Raw genomic sequence first — 20,884 nt, forward strand, 5'->3', positions numbered from 1 at the left:
GGATCGCCATGGGCGACATATTGGAGACGATCAACATGTGGACAGCAGGCATAGAGAGCGATTTTGTACTGAACGCGAGCTGCAAGGGCTTTCCCTTGACGGCGGAGCCTTGTCGTGTGTCCGAGCTGGGGCAACGTGGCTGGCACCTGCTCGATGATGCGCTGGCTTACCCGGTGGCCGTGCTGCGCCGCCCAGCCCTCACTCATAATCTGGCCTGGATGCAGGATTTTGTGCAACGCAAAGGTGTGGCCCTCGCCCCGCACGGCAAAACCACCATGTCGCCCGAGCTGTTTCGCCTGCAGTTGCAGGCAGGCGCCTGGGGCCTGACTTTTGCCAATGTGCACCAATTGCGCGTGGGCCTGGCGGCGGGCGCGCAGCGCGCCATCATCGCCAACCAGCTGGTGTCCGATGCTGATCTGGACGGGTTGGATGCTTTGTTGCACCAGCACCCTCAAGCGCGTGTCTGGTTTTTGGTGGATTCGCTGGCGCAGCTGGACGCACTGGCCGATTGGGGTGCACGGCGGGGCCATGCCCGTTGTTGGGACGTGTTGCTGGAGTTGGGCATTGCGGGCTACCGCACCGGTTGCCGCACGCACGAACAAGCCCTGGCTTTGGCGCAGGCCATCGCCGCATCGCCCATTGCGTCTTTGGGCGGCGTGGAATGCTACGAAGGCGGGTTGGGCCGTTGTGACAGTGCCCACGACATCGAGGCCGTGAGCGCTTTGGTGCGCAGCGTACAGGCGCTGGTGCAGCAAATCGATGCGCAGGGCCTGTGGGGCGGTGATGAAGTCTTGCTCTCGGCGGGGGGCTCGGCGGTGTTTGACCTCGTGATTCCCATGCTCAAAACTCAGGTCAAGAGCCGCCCAGTGCAAGGCGTGTTGCGCTCGGGCTGTTATGTCACGCACGACCACTGGAACTACGCCCGTTACCTCAAACTGGTGGAAGAGCGAGAGGGTTTGAGTTCGTCCTTGCAGCCTGCGCTGGAAATCTGGGCCAAGGTGCAGTCGGTGCCCGAGCCGGGGCTGGCGATTTTGAGTGCGGGGCGGCGGGATCTGTCCTTTGACCAATGCATGCCCATGCCGGTACGCTGGGCTGCGCGTGGGGAAAGTGGTGAGGGTGCCATGCAGGCCACGCACGAGTCCTGGAAAGTCAAGGCGCTCAGCGACCAGCATGCGCACATGGTGTTCGATGCCAGTGGGGTGTGCCCGCAAGTGGGTGACCGGGTGGCCTTGGGTATTTCTCACCCCTGCACCACGTTCGACAAATGGCGCTGGATGGCGGTCATCGAAGACGATGGGCGCATCAGCGGGGCGATCAGCACGCATTTTTAAGATACAGGTGCAGCCATGAAAAAGGCCGCCACGCGGATGTTGCGTGGCGGCCTGGTGTCAGGTCACTTCAAGCCATTCAAGGCTTCGGCCGGATAGCCAGGTCGGGTTTTGCAGTCTTCAATGTATTGCTCGATGATGGCCTCGAAGCTCGCATCGGCGCGCAAACCCAAGGCATGTGCACGGTCAAAAGTGCAGCCTTTGGCCCAGTTGTCCACGATGCCTGCGATGCGCTCGTCCTTGGCAAAGGTCACGCGGGCACGCACAGCAGGGCCGGCCACTTTTTCCAGCGCGGCCAGCATCTCGCTGACCTTCACGTTCAGGCCGGGCAGGTTCAGTGCCATGCGGCCACCGAAGGCTTCGCGGCTGGCCTCGAACACGGTGATCAGGCCGTGCACGGTGTTGCCGGGTGAGGACATGGGGTGCGACACGCTCGCGTCCACCGGGCAGGTGGTGGCGGTGCCGGCCAAAGGCTCGCGGATGATGCCGCTGAAGAAAGAGGATGCTGCGCCGTTGGGCTTGCCCGGGCGCACGGTCACCGTCATCAGGCGTGCGGCGCGGCCATCGATGTAGCCCTTGCGGGTGTAGTCGGCCACCATGTACTCGATCATCAGCTTGTGTGTGCCATACGAGGTTTGTGGCGTGGGCAAGGTGGTGTCGGCCACCAGGGCAGGCATGGGGTTGGCCGCGTCGGGCCCGAACACCGCAACCGAGCTGGCAAACACCAGCCGTGAAACTTTGCCCGAAGCACGGATGCTGTCGAGCAGCAAGCGGCTGCTGTCCACGTTGGAGCGCAGGCCCAGATCAAAGTCCAGCTCGCATTCGCCCGACACGGCCGAGGCGAGGTGGAACACACCGTCAAAGCCGCTTTTGAACAGGTCGCCTTGTTCCAGCATGGGGCCTGCGTGGCCTTTCACTCGCGGATCGGCCAGCAAATCGGCAGGTGCAGGGAACAGGTCGGCAATGACCAGTTCCTTCACGGTCTGGCCATTGAGCTGACCGCGTTTCAAAATCTCGCGGGCCAGGCGTGCACCCAAAAATCCGGCACCACCGGTGATCAAAATATGCATTGAAAAATCTCCTGAATAATGTAATAGGTCGTGTCTCAAAGCCCGAATGGCATGCCGGACTTGGTGCTACAGCTCAACCGCTGGGTCATGCTGGATTTGAACCGGGAGCCACACCGGGCTGTCATGCCGGACTTGATCCGGCATCCATGGTTGTGCACAGATGGATCCCGGGTCAAGCCCGGGATGACAAAACAAATCAAGCCCGGGTTGACAAATTGAGCGTAGCCCTGGGTGGTCATTTCAGTGGTTGTCTTTCGGAACGGCCGCGCCGCGCTGGCCAACCAGGAAGTCCATGTCGGCGCCTTCATCGGCTTGCAGCACATGGTCGATGTAGAGTTTCCAGTAACCCGATTGCATGGCAGGCTCAGGTTTTTTCCATTGCGCCAGGCGTTTGGCCAGCTCTTCGTCGCTGATGAGCAGCTGCAGTTTGCGCTCGGGCACGTTCAGCTCGATCATGTCGCCGTTTTGCACCACGGCCAGCGGACCACCCGCAGCGGCTTCGGGCGTGGTGTGCAGCACCACGGTGCCGTAGGCCGTGCCGCTCATGCGGGCGTCCGAGATGCGCACCATGTCGGTGATGCCCTTGCGCAGCACCTTGGGCGGCAGCGGCATGTTGCCCACTTCGGCCATGCCGGGGTAGCCCTTGGGGCCGCAGTTTTTCAGCACCAGGATGCAGTTTTCGTCCACGTCCAGGTTCTCGTCGTCGATGCGCTTGTGGAAGTCGTCGCTGTCTTCGAACACCACTGCGCGACCGGTGTGCACCATGAGTGCAGGCGTGGCCGCGCTGGGCTTAATGACTGCACCGCGAGGCGCCAGGTTGCCACGCAAGATGGCAATGCCCGCCTTTTCCTTGAAGGGCGCGTCAAACTTCTTGATGACACGTGGGTCGTAGTTGACCGCATCGGCGATGTTTTCGCTCACGGTCTTGCCGCTCACCGTCACGATGTCTTTGTGCAGCAGGTGCTCGATCTCCTTCATCACCACAGGCAAGCCGCCGGCGTAGCAGAAGTCTTCCATCAGGTGCTCGCCCGAAGGTTGGAGGTTGAGCAGGCAAGGCAGTTCGCTGCCCAAGCGCTCGAAATCGTCCACGGTCAGCTTCAGACCCAGGCGGCCAGCGATCGCGATCAGGTGGATCACCGCGTTGGTCGAGCCGCCAATGGCCGCCAGCGTGCGGATGGCGTTTTCGAACGCCTCTTTGGTCAGCACCTTGCTGATGGTCTGGTCGGTGTGCACCATCTCGACGATGCGGCGACCGGCTTCGCGGGCCAGAACATTGCGGCGGCCGTCCACGGCAGGGTAGGCTGCGTTACCGGGCAGGCCGATGCCCAGGGCCTCGACCATGCTGGCCATGGTGCTGGCGGTGCCCATGGTCATGCAGTGGCCGTGGCTGCGGTGCATGCAGCTTTCGGCTTCAAAAAATTCGGTCAGTTTGAGTGTGCCTGCACGCACCTGTTCGCTCATGCTCCACAGGCCTGTGCCCGAGCCGAGTTCTTGCCCACGCCATTTGCCGTTCAGCATGGGGCCGCCCGACACGCCGATGGTGGGCAGACCGGCGCTCGATGCGCCCATCAGCAAGCTGGGGGTGGTCTTGTCGCAGCCCATGAGCAGCACCACGCCGTCGATCGGGTTGCCACGGATGGATTCTTCAACGTCCATGCTGGCCAGGTTGCGGTAGAGCATGGCGGTGGGGCGCAGCAGCGTTTCGCCCAGTGACATGACGGGGAATTCGAGCGGGAAGCCACCGGCCTCGTACACGCCGATCTTGACCTGTTCGGCCAGTGTGCGGAAGTGCGAGTTGCAGGGCGTGAGTTCGCTGAAGGTGTTGCAGATGCCGATCACGGGGCGACCGTCGAACTGATCGTGCGGCACGCCCTTGCCTTTGACCCAGCTGCGGTAGGCAAAACCATCGCGGTCTTGGCGGCCAAACCATTGCTGGCTGCGCAGTTCTTCGGGTTTTTTGCGGGTGTTTTTGCTGGATTTGTCGCTCATGGTGCAGGTCCGGGTGGGTGGAGTGAATTGTAAAATACTATCGTATGACGATAGAAAAACAAGCCGATCTTGTAAAGCCTGTGACATGCGGATAAACCCTTGACGACTTGATCGAACGTCACAGGGTTTACCAGAGCGCTTGGCAGCTATTTAGTCATCATATGATGAGCCATCAACCTCTTTTGCTCATGATCAAGAATTTTCACGGATACACCCTCGATTTGCTGGGCATGGCCATCTTGTCGGGTCGCTATGCAGTCGGTGCCAGTTTGCCGCCTGAGCCGCTTTTGTGCGAAGAATTCGGCGTCAGCCGAACCGTGGTGCGCGAGGCCATCAAATCCCTGGTGGCCAAAGGTTTGCTGTCGACCGGTCCCAAGGTGGGCACGCGTGTCATGCCCGATGCGCACTGGAATTGGTTCGATCCGGATGTGGTGACCTGGCAGGCCCGCTGCGGATTGACGCCTGAATTTTTGAAAGACTTGCAAGAGCTGCGCCGTGTGGTGGAGCCTGCTGCTGTGCGCCTGGCCGCCGAGCGCGCCACACCCGAAGACATCGCCTGTATCGAAGCGGCCTACGCCGGAATGAAGCAGGCGGTAGAAGAGGGGGGCGACTATGTCACCCACGATTTGCGTTTCCATGCAGGCTTGTTGCAGGCCTCTCACAACCGCATGCTGGTCCAGATGAGCAAGGCGCTCAATGCCTTGCTGCGCACGAGCTTCGAAATTTCAACCCGCATCAAGGACGGTGCGCGAAATTCCTTGCCGTTGCACCGCGCGGTGCTCAATGCTGTCGTGGCCCGCAATCCCGCCAAGGCAGAGCGGGCCATCATGGTGCTCATCGAAGGGGCCAGCGACAACATTGACAAAGTGCTCTCTTCGAGGCGCAAGTTGCCCATGGTTTCAGGGCCGACCGTGACCCGTCAGCTCACAGGTTCAAATCAAGCCGCCAGTCGGAAATCACGCAGCCCCAAAACCCCGCCCAAGGGCTGAATCGAGCTCGGCTCAGTCGTTCCAGCGCGTATGGAATTTGCCGGGACGGTCGATGCGTTGGTAGGTGTGCGCGCCAAAATAGTCGCGCTGCGCCTGCAGCAAATTGGCGGGCAAACGCGATGAGCGGTAGGCGTCGTAGTAGCTCAGGGCGCTCATGAACGAGGGCACGGCCACGCCGTGCAAGGCACCCATGGCCACCACTTCGCGCAGGTCTTGGTGACACCTTGTCATCACCCCGGCAAAGTGGCTGTCCATCAAGAGGTTGTCCAAATTGGGCGCGCGGTCAAAACTGGCCCGAATGTCTTCGAGCAAGCGTGCTCGGATGATGCAACCTGCGCGCCAGACCGAGGCCACGGTGCCCATGGGCAGTTGCCACTGGTGTTCGCGGTCGGCTGCCTTGAGCAGGCTGAAGCCTTGGGCGTAGGCGCAAATTTTGGCCGCCAACAGTGCGTTTTTGATCTGGCCCAGCACGGCATCCCGCGCGCCTGCTGTGCGGGGCAAGGGGCCGGGCAATACCTTGGAAGCCAGGGCCCGCTCGGCATGCAGGCCGCTCAGTGTGCGCGCGAACACGGCATTGGCAATGGTCGGTGCGGCGACGCCCAGATCGAGCGCAATCTGGCTGGCCCATTTGCCCGTGCCTTTTTGTTCGGCCGTGTCCAAAATCAGGTCCACCAAGGCACGCCCTGTTTCGGGGTCGGTGTACGCCAGGATGTCTGCGGTGATACCGATCAGGTAACTGGCCAGCTCGCCCTGGTTCCACTGGTGGAACACCGAGCTCATCTCGGCCGGGCGCATGCCCAACAAGTGATGCATCAGCCAATAGGCTTCGCAGATGGTTTGCATGTCGGCGTATTCGATGCCGTTGTGCACCATTTTCACAAAGTGGCCTGAGCCGCCGGGGCCCATCCATTCGCAGCAGGGCTGACCATCGTCGGTTTTGGCGGCAATGGCTTGCAGCATGGGCCGCACCCGTGGCCAAGCGGCTGACGAGCCACCCGGCATGAGGGCTGGGCCATGCAGCGCGCCTTCTTCGCCACCGCTGACACCCGCACCCACGTAGTGGATGCCCGAGCCCTCCAGGGCCTGCAGGCGGCGCTGGGTGTCGGTGTAGAGGGTGTTGCCCCCATCGATCACCACATCACCCGCGCTCAGCAAAGGGCTCAGCTCGGTCAGAACCGCGTCTACGGCGGCTCCTGCGGGCACCATCAGCCACACGCAACGCGGCGTTTGCAAGGTGGCCACCAGCTCCTGGAGCGAAGCCGCAGCCTGCGCATTCAGGCCATGTGTGCGCTGGCCAAAGCTGGCGCGTTTGCCTGCATCCAGGTCAAAACCACCCACGCCAAAACCGTTGCGCACCAGATTGAGCGCCAGGTTTTCACCCATCACGCCCAGGCCCACCAGGCCGATGTCCATCCTCTGCATGGTTTGGTTTCAACCCCGACCGACGAAGGGCATGTTGGTGGCCATCACGGTGGTGAACAAGATGTTGGCCGACAAGGGCAGACGCGCCATGGTCATGAAGGTCTCAACCACGGCGCTCATGTCCATGCGGGGCTCGGCCTTGATGCTCAGGTCGGCCTGGTGCACGCCTTGCGCCATTTTGAGGGTCATGTCCGAGGCCACGTTGCCGATGTCGATCTGGCCCACAGCGATGCTGTAAGGGCGGCCGTCCAAAGACGCGGCGCGTGTCAAGCCCGAGATGGCGTGCTTGGTGGCGGTGTAGGCAATCGAGCCCGGACGGGGCACATGGGCCGAGATCGAGCCGTTGTTGATGATGCGGCCGCCTTGCGGGCTTTGCTCTTGCATCAGCTTGAAGGCATAAGACAAGGTGTAGAACGCGCCATTGAGGTTGATGTCCACCGCGCGGCGCCACTCGTCGCCGGGCAAGTCGCCCGGCAAGGTGTAGGGCAGGGAAATGCCCGCGTTGTTGAACACCAGATCGAGGCGGCCAAAGCGCGTGCGGATCTGATCAAACAGGGCTTTGACTTCGGGCTCTTTGGACAGGTCGGTCGGGATGGCATGGCCGTTGGCCGCGTTGGGGCCAGCTTCGGCCACGGCAGCGGCCAGCGCATCGGCGCGACGCCCCACCAGAACGACTTGCCAGCCTTCTTGGAGAAGGGCCAGGGCGCAGGCTTTGCCGATACCGGAGCTGGCACCGGTGACGAGGGCGATTTTGGACATGGTGTGAACTTTCTAGAAAGGAACAGAAAACGCCAGATTTTCAGGCGTTTTGAAAAGAAATCTGTACCTTGAGTGACTGGCTCTTGTCGGCCGCCAGGTCAAAGGCTTCGATGGCGCGCTCCAGGGGCAGGACACTCGTGATCACGGGTTTGCCGTTGACCAGGCCTTCGTTCAAAAAGCGCACCGCAGTGGCAAATTCGGCATGGAAGCGGAAGGTGCCGCGCAGATCCACTTCTTTGGCCACGATCTGTGTCATGGGCAGGCTGATGTCCCCGCCCATGCCCACGGTGATCAGCACGCCCCGCGGCACGATGGTGTCCAGGCCCACGCGCAAAGCGGCTTCGCTGCCCGAGGCCTCGAACACCACGTCAAACTGGCCTTTGTCCACCTTGTAGGCGTCCAGCGCTTGGGGTTGGGACTTGAGGTTGATGGTTTCGTCCGCGCCCATCTCCTTGGCGCACTTCAGGGGCAAGTCGGCAATGTCGGCCGCCACGATGCGGGCCGCGCCCGCACGGCGCAAAGCGCCAATCAACAGCGAGCCAATGGGGCCGCAACCGGTCACCAGGACCTGTTTACCCAGCACGCTGCCAGCGCGCTGGATGGCGTGCAAGCCCACCGACAAAGGCTCGGCCAAAGCGGCTTCGGACAGGCTCAGGTGGTCGGCAATCGGGTGGGCTTGATAGCCCTCGATGATGAGCTGCTCGCTGAAGCCACCCTGGATGTGCGGGAAGGGCATGGCGCTGCCGTAAAAACGCATGTTCAGGCAATGGTTGTGCTGGCCCGCCTGGCAAAAGCGGCATTGGCCGCAAGGGCGCGAGGGCGAGATGGCGATGCGCTGGCCTGGCTGTATACCGCTGGCCTGGCTGCCCAAAGCGTCCACCACGCCCGAAATTTCGTGGCCCAGCGCAATAGGCTGCTTGATGCGCACGGTGCCAAAGCCGCCGTGCTGGTAGTAATGCAGGTCCGAGCCGCAAATGCCGCCATAGGCCACATTCACGCGCAACTGGTGTTCGCCCAAGGGGGGCAGCTCGGTGTTTTCAATGCGCAGGTCTTGGGCCGAATGGCAGACAACGGATTTCATGGGAGGCTCCTCTCAAAAGCTTCAAAGGGTGGCGGTCACGCCGCCGTCAACGTAAAGGATATGGCCATTCACAAAACGCGAGGCGTCGGAGGCCAGAAACACCGCCGCGCCGCCCAGGTCCTGCACATCGCCCCAGCGGCGGCTGGGCGTGCGACTCACCAGCCAGCTGCTGAAAGCCGGGTCGTCCACCAGTTTCTGGTTCAGCTCGGTCTTGAAGTAGCCAGGGCCGATGCCATTGACGTTGATGCCGAACTGTCCCCAGTCGATGGCCATGCCTTTGGTCAGCATTTTCACGGCGCCTTTGGTGGCGGTGTAGGGTGCAATGCCGGGGCGGCCCAGCTCGCTTTGCACCGAGCAGATGTTGATGATCTTGCCGTGACCACGCGGGATCATCTTTTTGGCGACCGCCTGGCCCACGAAGTACACGCTGTCCAGGTTGGTTTTCATGATCGTGTGCCAGTCGCTGTCGGCATATTCGTGCAGCGGACCGCGAATCTGCATGCCCGCGTTGTTGACCAGGATGTCGATCGGCCCCTCGGCATCGATCTGGTCCACCGCCGCACGCACGCTGTCCGCATCGGTCACGTCAAACACCGCGCTGCTGACCGACAGGCCTTGGGCTCGCAGGGCCTGCTGCGCCGCCTCGACTTTGCTGGCGGTGCGCCCGTTGAGGATGACATGGGCCCCGGCTTGTGCCAGCGCCTCAGCCAGGGCCAGACCAATGCCAGCAGAGGAGCCCGTGATCAGGGCGCGGCGGCCTGTCAGTTGGAAGGTGTCGAGTACGTTCATGGCTTCAATCGGTGGGCAGTGTGTATTCGTCTGCGCTGAAGACGGTGTGGAAGACGGTGCCATCGAACATGGCGATCAAATCCTTGGACACTTCGCGGCTTTCCATGCGCACGGCCGAGGCCAGTGCGACCTCGATCGATTCGCGGCTCGGGTAGCGCACCGACAGCACCATGCCGAAGTGTGGGTCGTTCACATCGCTCTCGACCTGGCGCAGGACACGCACTTCTTGAGCGCCCGGAAAACGGGTCCACAGGGGCACGAGTTTTTCGCGGATGTAGCGGTTGAAAGCGTCTTCCATGCCGGGTTTGACTTGGCCCTGAAAGAATGCACAGCGGATGAACATGGTGAGTCCTTTTGAAAATCAGAGGGCAGTCTGCAGACGGCGCTGCAGGGCCTGCAGTGCATGCGCCACCATGTCCTGCACCGTTTCGGTGATGGGCAGGCGGATGACGTCGGGTTCATCGGCCTGGGGGATTTCGAGTGTGCGGAATTGGCTGTCGAGCAAGCCGGGCTGCATGTAGTGGCCCACGCGTTGGCGCATGCGTTGCTCGATCAAGGCAAAGTCGCCATCGAGGAAAACAAAGCACACATCACCGGCTTGAGCGCGGATGCGGTCGCGGTACACCCGCTTGAGGGCTGAGCACGCCACCACACGGCCTTGAGGGTGGGGTTGCGACAAATAGTCGCCAATGCGGTCCAGCCAAGGCCATCGGTCGGCGTCTTCAAGCGGGACCCCGGCGCGCATTTTGGCCACGCTCTCGGGCAGGTGCAGGTCATCGCCATCGACCATGTCCAGTGACAGTCTCTCACCCAGCGCCGCAGCCATGGTGGACTTGCCGCAGCCGGACACCCCCATGACGATCAAGCGCAAGGGCGGCTTGTTCATGCTCGGCGAGGGGCTCACTTGTGCAGCATGGCCGCGCACTCGGGCACAGGTGTGCGCAAGGGCTGACCTGAGATGCCCGCTTTCATGTTGGCAAAAGCCAGATCGGCCATGGCCTGGCGGGTCTCGGTGGTGGCGCTCGCCATGTGCGGTGTCAGCACCACATTGCGCATGCTCCACAGGGCTTGGGGCACGTTGGGCTCGTTGGCAAAGACATCCAGGCCTGCGCCCGCGATGGTGCCGTTTTGCAGCGCAGCGATCAGCGCCTCTTCATCGACCACGCTGCCACGCGCCACGTTGATCAAAAAGCCACGCGGCCCCAGCGCCTTGAGCACATCGGCGTTGATGAGGTGTTTGGTGCCCGCACCGCCGGGGGTGATGACGACCAGAAAATCCACGTTCGCTGCCAGTTCGGCGGCAGAGGGGTAGTACTTGAAACCGACGTCACGCTTTTCGCTGCGCGCGGTGTAGGCGATCGACATGCCAAAGCCGCTGGCGCGTTGGGCGATGGCTTTGCCGATCCGCCCCAAACCCACAATGCCCATGCGGGCGCCAGAGACTTTGCGGGCCAGCGGCATGGGGCCGTTTGGCCATTGGCCTGTACGCACAAACTGGTCGGCTTGCGGGATGGTGCGGCCCACCGACAGCACCAGGCCCATGGCCAGGTCGGCCACATCGTCGGTCAGAACCTCGGGGGTGTGGGTGACGGGAATGCCGTGCTCGATGGCGGCGGGCACATCCACGCCGTCGTAGCCCACGCCAAACACCGACACCACTTTGGCATGGGTCACTTGGGCCAGCAGGCTGCGCGGCACACTGGCTTCGCCCGTCCCTGCCACACCCATGATGCGGGGGGCCAACTGGGCAAAAGCCGCAGGGTCGGTCACATGGGTGCGGTCATGCACGGTGTAGAGGGTTTCCAAAGCCTGGAGGTAAAAAGGGTGCAGTTTGGCCACGGCCAGTACATCGGGTTTGGTCAAGGGTTCTCCTGGAGCTTCAAGGGCAAATGCGTCTATCGTATCGGTGCACTCTCCGGACCCATCTACGGATAAACCCCTGCACACCGAGCCGCGTCTTCAGCCTCGTTGACAATCAGGCTTTGGTTTTAATGGAGGCCTTGAGCCATGCATGCCCTGAAAAAAGTCATTCTCTTCACCGACACCGATGGCCGTGCCCGTTTCAGGGACGAAGAGGTGCCCCTGACCGAGGGCACACCGCAAAGCCGCTTATCGGCCCTGATGGCAGCCAGCGCCTGCCAGCTGCGCCAAAGCCCGGTAGGCTTTCGCAGCACTTTCCATTGCACCGGCAACCCGCAGTGGTTGTTTGTGTTGGCGGGTCAGATGGAGATTTTTTTGCAAGACGGCAGCTCACGCATTTTTGGCCCCGGCGAGTTCTTTTACTCGGCCGACACCCTGCCCGAAGGGGCCACGTTTGACCCCACCGTGCACGGCCACTGGAGCCGCCAGGTGGGCCCAGACCCCTTGGTGACCCTGTTCGTGCGCGACTGATCTTTATCAACCACCGAGGCAAAAAAAGAGCCCGCATGCAGCGGGCTCTGTTCATGGGGCTGGGCGCTGATCAGCGACCGAAGCCACCACGGCCTCCGCCACCACCGTTACCGCCGCGGTTGCCACCCCCACCGTAGCCACCACCGCCTTGACGGCGGCCGCTGCTGGCCAGGCTGTCGATGCTGGTGCGGGTGGGGTCAGGTTGGCCACTGGTGCGCACGGGCTTGCGGTTGGGCAAGTCCAGGCGCGCAAACTGTGTGGTTTTGAGCGGGTCAATGTGGCGTGGCAGCTCGTCGCCATCGCCCCGGCGGCGGTCTTGACCACCCTGGCCGCCACGGGCTGGGCCACGGCCTTCAGGACGTGGGCCACGTGGTGCGGGACGGCCTTGGCCATCACCACGGTTGTCAAAACGCGGATCGCCGCGCTGCTCCTGGCCACGACCACCTTCGCGGCGGCCATCGCCTTGACCTTCAAATCGGGGTGCGCCTTGCGGGCCATTGCGGCGTGAGGGCGGTGGGCCGTTGCGCGAAGGACGCGGCTGACCTTGGCCTTCGCCTCGGGCCTGGCGCGGACCACCACCGCCACCGACCGCGGCTTTGTTGTCCCGGATGCGTTGCATCATGTCCTGACGCGCGGCCTTGGCCGCAGCGGCCATCACATCGCGGCTGGGCGGCTTGCCTGCACCGCCCCACAGGGTCTGGCGACCCATGGCGATGGGCTCGGCCACTTCGCCGGGTTCGGGGCCAAAGCCTTCGAGCATCTGGACCGGAATCTCCTGCTTGGTGAAGCGCTCGATGTCCATCATGAAGCCTTCTTCGTCCAGACAGACCAGGCTCACGGCCTCGCCGCTTGCACCTGCGCGGCCTGTGCGGCCAATGCGGTGCACATAGTCTTCCGACACGTTGGGGATCTCGTAGTTCACCACGTGTGGCAAGTCTTCGATGTCGATGCCGCGCGCTGCAATGTCGGTGGCGACCAAGGCACGGATCTCGCCGCTCTTGAAGCCCGCCAAAGCTTGTGTGCGGGCGGTCTGGCTCTTGTTGCCGTGCAAAGCCATGGCTTTGACGCCATTTTTGGTCAAAAAGTCGGCCACATTGTTAGCGCCAAATTTGGTTCGGGTGAACACCAGCACCTGGCTCCAGTCGTGCTTCTGGATGATGTGCAGCAGCACGTCTTTTTTCTTGTTGCGGCCCACGGGGTGGATCACCTGCGTGATGCGTTGCACCGTGGTGTTGCTGGGCGTGACCTGGATGCTCTGCGGGTTCTTGAGCAGGTTGCCCGCCAACTCGCGGATCTCGTCGCTGAAGGTGGCCGAGAACAGCAGGCTTTGCTTTTCTTTGGGCACCAGGGCCAGCACTTTTTTCACGTCGTGGATGAAGCCCATGTCCAGCATGCGGTCGGCTTCGTCCAGCACCAATATCTCGACGGTCGACAGGTCCAGGAAGCCCTGGCCCTGCAGGTCCAGCAAACGGCCCGGTGTGGCCACCAGAATGTCCACGCCTTTTTTGACCTTGTTGATCTGCGGGTTCATGCCCACGCCACCAAAGATCACGGTGGAGTCGAGCTTCAGGTATTTGCCGTAATCGCGCACCGACTCTTCGACCTGGGCGGCCAGTTCGCGGGTGGGCGTGAGCACCAGGGCACGGATGGCTTTGCCGCCAAAACGGTTTTTGCCCGCCTCACTCAGGCTCAGCTTGTGCAGCATGGGCAAGGTGAAGGCGGCGGTTTTGCCCGTGCCGGTTTGCGCACCAGCCAACAAGTCCTGACCGGCCAGGACGGCGGGGATGGCTTGAGCCTGGATGGGCGTGGGGGTTTCGTAGCCGAGCTCGCGCACAGCTTGCATGATGGCCGGGGCCAGGTTCAATTCTTCAAAGTTCATTTTTCACAGAGCGCCATGTCCGGCGCAGGCATCGGCTCAATCAACTGCTGTTGGCAGTGTCCAGTGAGGGCCGATAAGTCTTAGGGTGGGCATGGAAACCGCAGGCGCTTGTTTTGAGCGTGCCTGGGTCAGGCCCCAGCAGAAGTGCTGATGCTGGGGCAACTGGAGGCCTCAGCGAAGTGCATTGTCGCACAAAGCCAGGCCGGTCATGTATTTGAGGCCTCCAGGCGCTTGCGCGGCTTCACGGCACATGGGGTCAAACCCCAATTCAAACCCGCGCAGGGGCCCATTAGACTGGGCTTCACATTTCATCCCTCTACGGAACACCATGCGCCCCACCCACGATCGCCGTTCATTGATGCAAGTCGCTGCATGGGCCTCGCTTGCCCTGGCTGCCAGCAGCGCTTGGGGCCCCGTGGCCGCCCAAACGCCCAAGTGGCCATCCAAGCCCATCAAAATCGTGGTGGCCTTTCCCCCCGGCGGCCTCACCGACGCCTACGCCCGCAACTACGGCGACTTCCTCAGCACCCGGTTGGGCGTGCCCGTGGTCATCGAAAACAAGCCCGGCGCGGGCGCCATCATTGGCATCGACGCGGTGGCCAAGTCGCCCGCCGATGGCTACACCTTTGTCATGAGCACCTCGGGCACCTTCTGGCAAAACCGGATTCTTTACTCCAAGCTGCCCTACAACCTCGACAAAGACCTGACCCCGGTGACTGTGTTCCCCTCCGGTCCGCTGGTGGTGGGCATCAACGACAAAATCCCGGCCAAAAACATGGCCGAGTTTGTGGCCTGGGCCAAAAAGAACCCGACCTCCATGGGCACCTATGCGCCGGGCTCTTACCCGCACATGGTGGCCGACCAGACCAACCGCCAGCAAGGCACGGCCATCCAGTCGGTGCACTACCGGGGCGAAGCACCCATGTGGCTTGACGTGGCCTCTGGCCAGTTGCAAATCGCGGTGGGCAGTTTCCAAGCCTTCAATGCCGTGGCCACCCGGGGCGTGCGCGCCATTGGCGTGACCGGCAGCTACCGGTCACCCAAGCTGCCCGATGTGCCCACCCTGACCGAGCAAGGCAACACCGAAAAACTGGTCACGCTCGAAGGTGGCCTGCCGCTGGTGGCCCCCACGGGCACGCCCGAAGCCATCCTCAAACGCATGGCCGACGAAGCCGTGGCCTGGTCCAACACCGACAAAGCTGCCAAACTGCGCGAAACCTTTGCCATCCCGAACAAACCCAAAAACCTCGCCGACACCCGCAAGGACTGGGAAGCCGAAGTACCCGTTTGGATCAAGCTGGCGGTGGACCTGGGGATCAAGCTGGACTGATGCATTGGCTTTGCGCCGTAGGGGTGCGCTGCATTTTGTTGGAGCGCACCCCCGTGCGCGATAGCTTGCAGACCGGTGACCTGAGCCCAAGCCAAGCAAGCCCCGGCATTTTCTAAAGTGCCGGGGCTTTTGTCTGTTTGCACCCCTAGAATGGACACCTTCGTATAAAAAACCGCCCGCTGAATGACCCCAGAAGCCAAAGCCCGCGTTCAAATTGATGAACTCTTGCAAGCCGCTGGCTGGCATGTTTGCAACATCGACCAAGTCAATCTGCATGCGGCTCAGGGCGTGGCCATCCGTGAATTCCCACTCAACCCCGGCCACGGCTTTGCCGACTACCTGCTCTATGTGAACGGCAAAGCCTGTGGCGTGATCGAGGCCAAGAAAGAGGGCGTCACCCTCAAAGGGGTCGAGGCGCAGTCCGAGCGCTACGCCCAGGGGCTGCCAGTTGCCTTGCCCGCTTGGCGCAGGCCTTTGCCGTTTTTGTTTGAATCCACCGGGGTCGAGACCCAATTCACCAACGGGCTGGACCCGCACCCGCGCTCGCGCCGGGTGTTTGCGTTTTTCCGGCCCGAACTGCTGGCGCAGTGGTTGCACATGTTGCCCCCAGCGGCAGGCCCGCAGGCCGCCAACGAAGCGCCATCGACCTTTTTGGCCCGCATGCGCGACATGCCCGAGCTGGTCACCCAATGGGGGCAGGGCGGGGCCAACTACCAGCTGTGGCCCGCGCAAATCAAGGCGGTGCAAAACCTGGAAAAAAGCCTGGCCGCCAACAAACCCAAAGCCCTCATCCAGATGGCCACGGGCAGCGGCAAGACCTTTACCGCCATCAGCTTCATCTACCGCCTGATCAAATTTGGTGGTGCGCGGCGCGTGCTGTTTTTGGTCGACCGGGGCAACCTGGGCCGCCAGACCAAAAAAGAGTTTGACCAATACGCCAGCCCCTACAACAGCTACAAGTTTGGCGAAGAGTTCATCGTCCAGCACCTGCAAGGCAACCAGGTGGACACCAGCGCCCGCGTGGTCATTTGCACCATCCAGCGCATGTTCAGTTTGCTCAAAGGCAAAGAGCTGCCGCCCGAGGCCGACGAAGAAAGCACCGAGGGAGCCGAAAGCCTGTTCAAAGACCCCGAACCCATTGGCTACAACCCGGCCTTTCCGATTGAGCTGTTTGACATCGTGGTGACCGACGAAGCGCACCGCAGCATCTACAACCTGTGGCGGCAAGTGCTGGAGTATTACGACGCCTATCTGGTGGGCCTGACCGCCACGCCCAACAAACAAACCTTTGGCTTCTTCAACCAAAACCTGGTCATGGAATACGGCCACACCCAGGCCGTGGCCGATGGGGTGAACGTGAATTACGACGTGTACCGCATCCAGACCGAAGTGAGCGAAAAAGGCGCCAAGGTGGAAAAAGGTTTTTGGCTGGAAACCGTGGACAAAGCCACCCGCCGCAAAAGCGCCTGGCAGTTGGACGAGGACTTTGAATACGACCCCGCCGAGCTGGACCGCAGCGTGCAAACGCCCGACCAAATTCGCAAAGTCATCACCACCTTCAGGGACCGACTGCACACCGAAATCTTCCCTGGCCGCACCGAGGTGCCCAAGACGCTGGTCTTTGCCAAAGACGACAACCACGCCGAAAAGATCGTGGAAATCCTGCGCGAAGAATTTGGCAAGGGCAACGAGTTTGCGCAAAAGATCACCTACCGCACCACAGGCACCAAGCCCGAGGATTTGATCAGCGCCTTCAGAAACAGCTACTTTCCGCGCGTGGCCGTGACGGTGGACATGATCGCCACCGGCACCGACATCAAGCCGGTGGAGATTGTGGTGTTCATGCGCTCGGTCAAAAGCCGCAGCTTTTTTGAGCAGATGAAAGGCCGCGGCGTGCGCGTGTGCAACCCGGCCGACCTGCAAGCCGTGACGCCCGACGCCAAGGTCAAGGACCACTTTGTGATCGTGGACGCCGTGGGCGTGTGCGAGCGCGACAAAACCGACAGCCGCCCCATGGACACCAAAAAAACCGTGCCCTTGGACAAACTGCTGCTAGCCGTGAGCCTGGGCAATGTGGAGGACGACGTGCTGAGCAGCGTGGCCGCCCGCCTGGCCCGGCTGGACAAAGACCTGAGCCCCGCCGACCACGCCCAAGTGCTGGCGGCCAGCGGCGGCCTGAGTCTGACAGACTTGGCCAGCGGCATTTTGCAAGCGCTGAATGCTGACCCCGATGACCCCAGCAATGTCATTCCCGCGCAGGCGGGAATCCAGTCTGCTGTGCGCCCCTTTGCCAACCCCGCGCTGCGCACACTGATATTGCAGCTGCGCCAAAAGGCCGACCTGGTGGTGGACGTGGTGACGCAAGACACGCTGCTGAACGCGGGTTTTAGCGAAGCGGCCAGTGAACGCGCCAAAGGCCTGGTGCAAAGCTTTGAAGCTTTCATTGCCCAGCACAAAGACGAAATCACCGCGCTGCAAATTTTGTACAACCGCCCCAGCCGCGCCCCGCTGACCTACCGTGACGTCAAAGCCCTGGCCGACGCGCTGCACGCGCCGCCGCACCTGATCGACGAAAGCCAGCTGTGGCAAGCCTACGCCGCGCTCAACAAAACGAAAGTGAAAGGCACCAGCCAGCGCCGCCTGCTGACCGACTTGGTCAGCCTGGTGCGCTTTGCCATGCAGCAAGACAACGAACTGGTGCCCTACCCCGAGCGGGTGCGCGCCAACTTTGATGCGTGGTTGGCTCAAACGAATCAAGCCCGTGCATCCAGTCATTCCCACCCCTCTAGTCATTCCCGCGAAGGCGGGAATCCATCCCCATTCACCCCCGAACAACTGCACTGGCTAGAAATGATCCGAGACCACATCGCTGCGAACCTGGGCATCGAGCCCGACGACTTTGAATACGCCCCCTTCAACAGCGAAGGCGGCCTGGGCAAAGTGCACCAGCTGTTTGGCGCGGAGCTGACGCAGGTGATTGAAGCGATGAATCGGGAGTTGGTGGCGTGAGCGAATTGAAAGAGCGGATCAAAGGGCGTCTCGGTGATCTGCTGCCGTTGAAATATGGCAAGAGTCTGCCTGCTGCTGTACGCGATAACACTGGCTCCGTGCCTGTTTACGGTTCCAGTGGTGTAGTTGGAAATCACTCGGCAGCCCTGACCAGTGGCCCAGCGATCATTGTTGGACGCAAAGGCAATGTGGGCGCAGTGCATTACTCGGCAGTGCCTTGCTGGCCAATTGATACCTCGTACTTCGCTGAAGCGCCAATCGGGCATGACCCACGGTACTACCGCTATCTGCTGAGTTCGCTCGGCTTGGCCCGACTGGACAAATCAACCGCGATTCCAGGGCTGAGTCGTGACGACTACAACGCTGTCGAAGTGACGATTCATCCGCCCGAGCAGCAGGCGGAAGTCGTCGCAGAGATCGAAAAACAGTTCTCCCGCCTCGACGAAGCCGTCGCCAACCTCCAGCGCGTCAAAGCCAACCTCAAACGCTACAAAGCCTCCGTCCTCAAAGCCGCCGTCGAAGGCCGCCTCGTCGAAACCGAAGCCAGCATCGCCCAACGCGAAGGCCGCAGCTACGAAACAGGCGAACAGCTTTTGCAGCGGATTCTTGAAGTTAGGCGAGAGCGACCCAAAGGGAAATCCAAATACAAAGAACCTGCGTTACCTAATTTGGATGCGTTCACAGAGTTGCCTGAAGGCTGGGCGTGGGCCTCTGTTGAGCAGGTAGTCGCTCATCTGACCGATGGCGATCACCAGGCACCACCGCAGACGGACGCGGGTGTTCCTTTTTTGGTAATTGGTAACGTACGTACCGGCGAAATTGATCTGTCAAATACACGTTTTGTTGGCGAGGATTACTACAACTCGCTTGATCCATATCGACAACCAGCTAAAGGTGATTTGCTTTATACATTAGTTGGTAGTTATGGAATACCAGTGCGAGTGAAGACCATTGAACGTTTCTGCATTCAACGGCACATGGCGATTCTTCGTCCGCATTCGGAATCACCAATGGACTATCTGACGATTGCCATGGCGAGTGACAACGTGTTCAAGCAGGCGACCGAAGTTTCAACAGGAACCGCACAAATGACAGTTCCCCTAGGCGGCCTCCGCAGTATCGCGTTTGGCTTGCCTCCCAAGCACGAACAAACCCGCATCGTCGCTGAAGTTGATCGTCACCTCTCCATCATCTGTGAAGTCGAAACCGAGGTCGACGAAAACCTCCAGCGTGCGCAGGCGCTGCGGCAAGCTACGTTGGCTGATAAGTTCAGCAGCAGTTGAGATGCTAAAAAATATTAAAGGGCAGCATGAAGTTTCGTATCGCAGAGGTTGAGGTTCCGTCGACAGATCCATTTAGGTTTGATGCGCTTGAACGGAAGCCAGTAGTCGAGTTTCTTCGCAACCTGATTAATCAGATGGAGGGGCCGTTTGTTTTGGCCTTGGATTCTCCTTGGGGGACAGGTAAAACGACTGTGGTTCGAATGTTGAGAAGATCTCTGGAAACCGAGTGCTTCCAATGTGTTCACTTCAATGCATGGAAAGACGATTACGTTATCGATCCATTGATACCCATGGTTGCGGCCATCGATGAGCTCAAATCAGGTGGCGAATGCTCCGATTGGAGCTTTCGTACCAATATGGCGACGGTCAAAAAAGCAGTTGGTTCGATTGCAAAGCGTGGTTTGATTGCGGCTGTTAAAGCTGGCACTCTGAATCTTTTGGACTTGGATGACGTAAGTGAAGGTGTTGCTGCCGACATGGCTAGCGAATCAACCTCTGACTTGATAGATGCGTTCCAAAAGGAAAAGGCATCACTAGAACAGTTTCGTGATGCTCTTGAAAAAGCTGTAGATACACTGACCAAGGGAGATCGCTCACGACCGCTGATTTTCTTTATAGACGAGTTGGATCGCTGCCGTCCAACTTATGCGATTGAGCTGCTAGAGCGGGTGAAGCATGTTTTTGATGTGCGCAACATGGTTTTTGTGTTGTCGATAGACAAGAAACAACTGGAGGCCATCACTGCAGCTGTTTATGGTGAGCGCATCGATGCACCGGAGTACTTGCGGAGATTCATTGATTTGGAATATGTCCTACCAGCGCCGCACACCAAAGACTATACGCAAGAGCTGATTAAGCGCTTCGAATTCAAAGAGTTTTTCGATACTCGCAAACAGTATCCAGAACTGGCTTATGACTACGAATCTTTTGTTGAGGCCTTCACGTTTCTCGCCGGTCTATTTGGCTTGTCTTTGCGTGCACGAGAACGATGCCTGACCCGTTTGGCTGTTGTGGTAACGCAAACACCGCCAAAAAATTATCTCGATCCTATTGTTCTTTCTTTGTTGTTGGTTTTGCGTACCAGCAGGCCAGATCTATACACGGGTTTAGTCAGTGGTGCGCTTGCACCAAGCAGTCTCATGGTGACTTTGCGACAACTGCCTAACGCACAGCAATTTTCAGTGTCTAGAATTTCCACAGTTCTTGAGACTTATTTGATCGTCGGGGATGTTGTGCGTGAACGTGGGGAACAAGTTCTCAAAGATCTTCAGGAGTTGGCACAAGGACAGTCAGATACAGATTAAGCAATTCGTGCTAAAGAGATTTTGCATATGAAGTCCCGTATCAGCGGTCGTTGGAATTTTTCAATCAAGTCTGTTGCCAATAAGGTGGATTTAGCAGTCAAGCTTGGCGATGACAATTGACTTGAATTTGACTTTTACTTGATGAGTACAGTTCCTTTCTCCTTCCGCATCGTCAAGCGGTCCAACTGGGAGGGCCGTGCGCTGGAGTTTCCAAACGATGCGATGTCTAAATCCAGTTTTGTTCCTCATTACTTCCAATCT

General features: G+C 60.4%; 17 protein-coding genes. 7 read left to right on the forward strand and 10 right to left on the reverse strand.

Annotation, left to right across the window (positions count from 1 at the left end):
- Window positions 1-8: 8 nt before the first annotated feature.
- Complete coding sequence (locus tag ACZ5RT_RS07640) at window positions 9-1,331, forward strand: alanine racemase (protein ID WP_464454083.1); 1,323 nt, start codon at window positions 9-11, stop codon at window positions 1,329-1,331.
- Between the two features lie 62 nt (window positions 1,332-1,393).
- Here ACZ5RT_RS07640 and denD read toward each other — a convergent pair whose 3' ends face one another.
- Both denD and ACZ5RT_RS07650 read right to left on the reverse strand, forming a co-directional pair.
- Window positions 1,394-2,398 (reverse strand): D-erythronate dehydrogenase, encoded by a 1,005-nt coding sequence (denD, locus tag ACZ5RT_RS07645; RefSeq protein WP_464454084.1) that lies wholly within the window; start codon window positions 2,396-2,398, stop codon window positions 1,394-1,396.
- Window positions 2,399-2,638: 240 nt separating this feature from the next.
- Entirely contained in the window at window positions 2,639-4,387 is a 1,749-nt protein-coding gene (locus ACZ5RT_RS07650) for an IlvD/Edd family dehydratase (RefSeq protein WP_291923932.1), read from the reverse strand.
- A gap of 188 nt (window positions 4,388-4,575) precedes the next feature.
- Here ACZ5RT_RS07650 and ACZ5RT_RS07655 point away from each other — a divergent pair, with 188 nt between their 5' ends.
- Window positions 4,576-5,376, forward strand: coding sequence for a FadR/GntR family transcriptional regulator (locus ACZ5RT_RS07655; RefSeq protein ID WP_464454085.1), 801 nt, complete (start codon window positions 4,576-4,578; stop codon window positions 5,374-5,376).
- A 12-nt stretch (window positions 5,377-5,388) separates the two neighbouring features.
- On the opposite strand, the gene gndA is transcribed toward ACZ5RT_RS07655, so the two are convergent.
- From gndA to ACZ5RT_RS07690, 7 genes are read right to left on the reverse strand one after another with little or no spacing between them, the layout of a single operon-like run.
- Window positions 5,389-6,798 (reverse strand): NADP-dependent phosphogluconate dehydrogenase, encoded by a 1,410-nt coding sequence (gene gndA / locus ACZ5RT_RS07660; RefSeq protein WP_464454086.1) that lies wholly within the window; start codon window positions 6,796-6,798, stop codon window positions 5,389-5,391.
- A gap of 9 nt (window positions 6,799-6,807) precedes the next feature.
- Complete coding sequence (locus ACZ5RT_RS07665) at window positions 6,808-7,557, reverse strand: SDR family oxidoreductase (RefSeq protein WP_464454087.1); 750 nt, start codon at window positions 7,555-7,557, stop codon at window positions 6,808-6,810.
- 40 nt (window positions 7,558-7,597) lie between these two features.
- Window positions 7,598-8,638, reverse strand: coding sequence for an L-idonate 5-dehydrogenase (locus ACZ5RT_RS07670; RefSeq protein WP_464454088.1), 1,041 nt, complete (start codon window positions 8,636-8,638; stop codon window positions 7,598-7,600).
- A 21-nt stretch (window positions 8,639-8,659) separates the two neighbouring features.
- Complete coding sequence (locus tag ACZ5RT_RS07675) at window positions 8,660-9,427, reverse strand: SDR family oxidoreductase (protein ID WP_464454089.1); 768 nt, start codon at window positions 9,425-9,427, stop codon at window positions 8,660-8,662.
- A 4-nt stretch (window positions 9,428-9,431) separates the two neighbouring features.
- Complete coding sequence (locus ACZ5RT_RS07680; protein ID WP_422170629.1) at window positions 9,432-9,770, reverse strand: RNA-binding protein; 339 nt, start codon at window positions 9,768-9,770, stop codon at window positions 9,432-9,434.
- Between the two features lie 18 nt (window positions 9,771-9,788).
- Window positions 9,789-10,313: a gluconokinase gene (locus tag ACZ5RT_RS07685; RefSeq protein ID WP_291923945.1), complete on the reverse strand. Its 525-nt coding sequence runs from the start codon at window positions 10,311-10,313 to the stop codon at window positions 9,789-9,791.
- A 14-nt stretch (window positions 10,314-10,327) separates the two neighbouring features.
- Window positions 10,328-11,290, reverse strand: a complete 963-nt coding sequence (locus ACZ5RT_RS07690) for a 2-hydroxyacid dehydrogenase (protein ID WP_291923948.1) — start codon at window positions 11,288-11,290, stop codon at window positions 10,328-10,330.
- A gap of 144 nt (window positions 11,291-11,434) precedes the next feature.
- On the opposite strand from ACZ5RT_RS07690, the gene ACZ5RT_RS07695 reads away from it, so the two are divergent.
- The gene (locus ACZ5RT_RS07695) at window positions 11,435-11,818 is read left to right on the forward strand and encodes a cupin domain-containing protein (protein ID WP_291923950.1); all 384 of its coding nucleotides are present in this window, start codon (window positions 11,435-11,437) and stop codon (window positions 11,816-11,818) included.
- A 70-nt stretch (window positions 11,819-11,888) separates the two neighbouring features.
- On the opposite strand, the gene ACZ5RT_RS07700 is transcribed toward ACZ5RT_RS07695, so the two are convergent.
- Complete coding sequence (locus ACZ5RT_RS07700) at window positions 11,889-13,697, reverse strand: DEAD/DEAH box helicase (protein WP_464454090.1); 1,809 nt, start codon at window positions 13,695-13,697, stop codon at window positions 11,889-11,891.
- A gap of 328 nt (window positions 13,698-14,025) precedes the next feature.
- Between ACZ5RT_RS07700 and ACZ5RT_RS07705 the strand changes: the two genes are divergently transcribed.
- From ACZ5RT_RS07705 to ACZ5RT_RS07720, 4 genes are all read left to right on the forward strand, one after another.
- On the forward strand, window positions 14,026-15,027 hold the full coding sequence (locus tag ACZ5RT_RS07705; RefSeq protein ID WP_464454091.1) for a Bug family tripartite tricarboxylate transporter substrate binding protein: 1,002 nt from the start codon (window positions 14,026-14,028) through the stop codon (window positions 15,025-15,027).
- 183 nt (window positions 15,028-15,210) lie between these two features.
- On the forward strand, window positions 15,211-18,036 hold the full coding sequence (locus ACZ5RT_RS07710) for a type I restriction endonuclease subunit R (protein WP_464454092.1): 2,826 nt from the start codon (window positions 15,211-15,213) through the stop codon (window positions 18,034-18,036).
- Window positions 18,033-19,319, forward strand: coding sequence for a restriction endonuclease subunit S (locus ACZ5RT_RS07715; RefSeq protein ID WP_464454093.1), 1,287 nt, complete (start codon window positions 18,033-18,035; stop codon window positions 19,317-19,319). The genes ACZ5RT_RS07710 and ACZ5RT_RS07715 overlap by 4 nt, the downstream gene beginning before the upstream one ends.
- Window positions 19,320-19,345: 26 nt before the next feature.
- Window positions 19,346-20,623, forward strand: coding sequence for a KAP family P-loop NTPase fold protein (locus ACZ5RT_RS07720; RefSeq protein ID WP_464454094.1), 1,278 nt, complete (start codon window positions 19,346-19,348; stop codon window positions 20,621-20,623).
- The last annotated feature ends 261 nt before the right edge of the window (window positions 20,624-20,884 follow it).

The sequence above is a fragment of the Limnohabitans sp. TEGF003 genome (assembly GCF_055395455.1).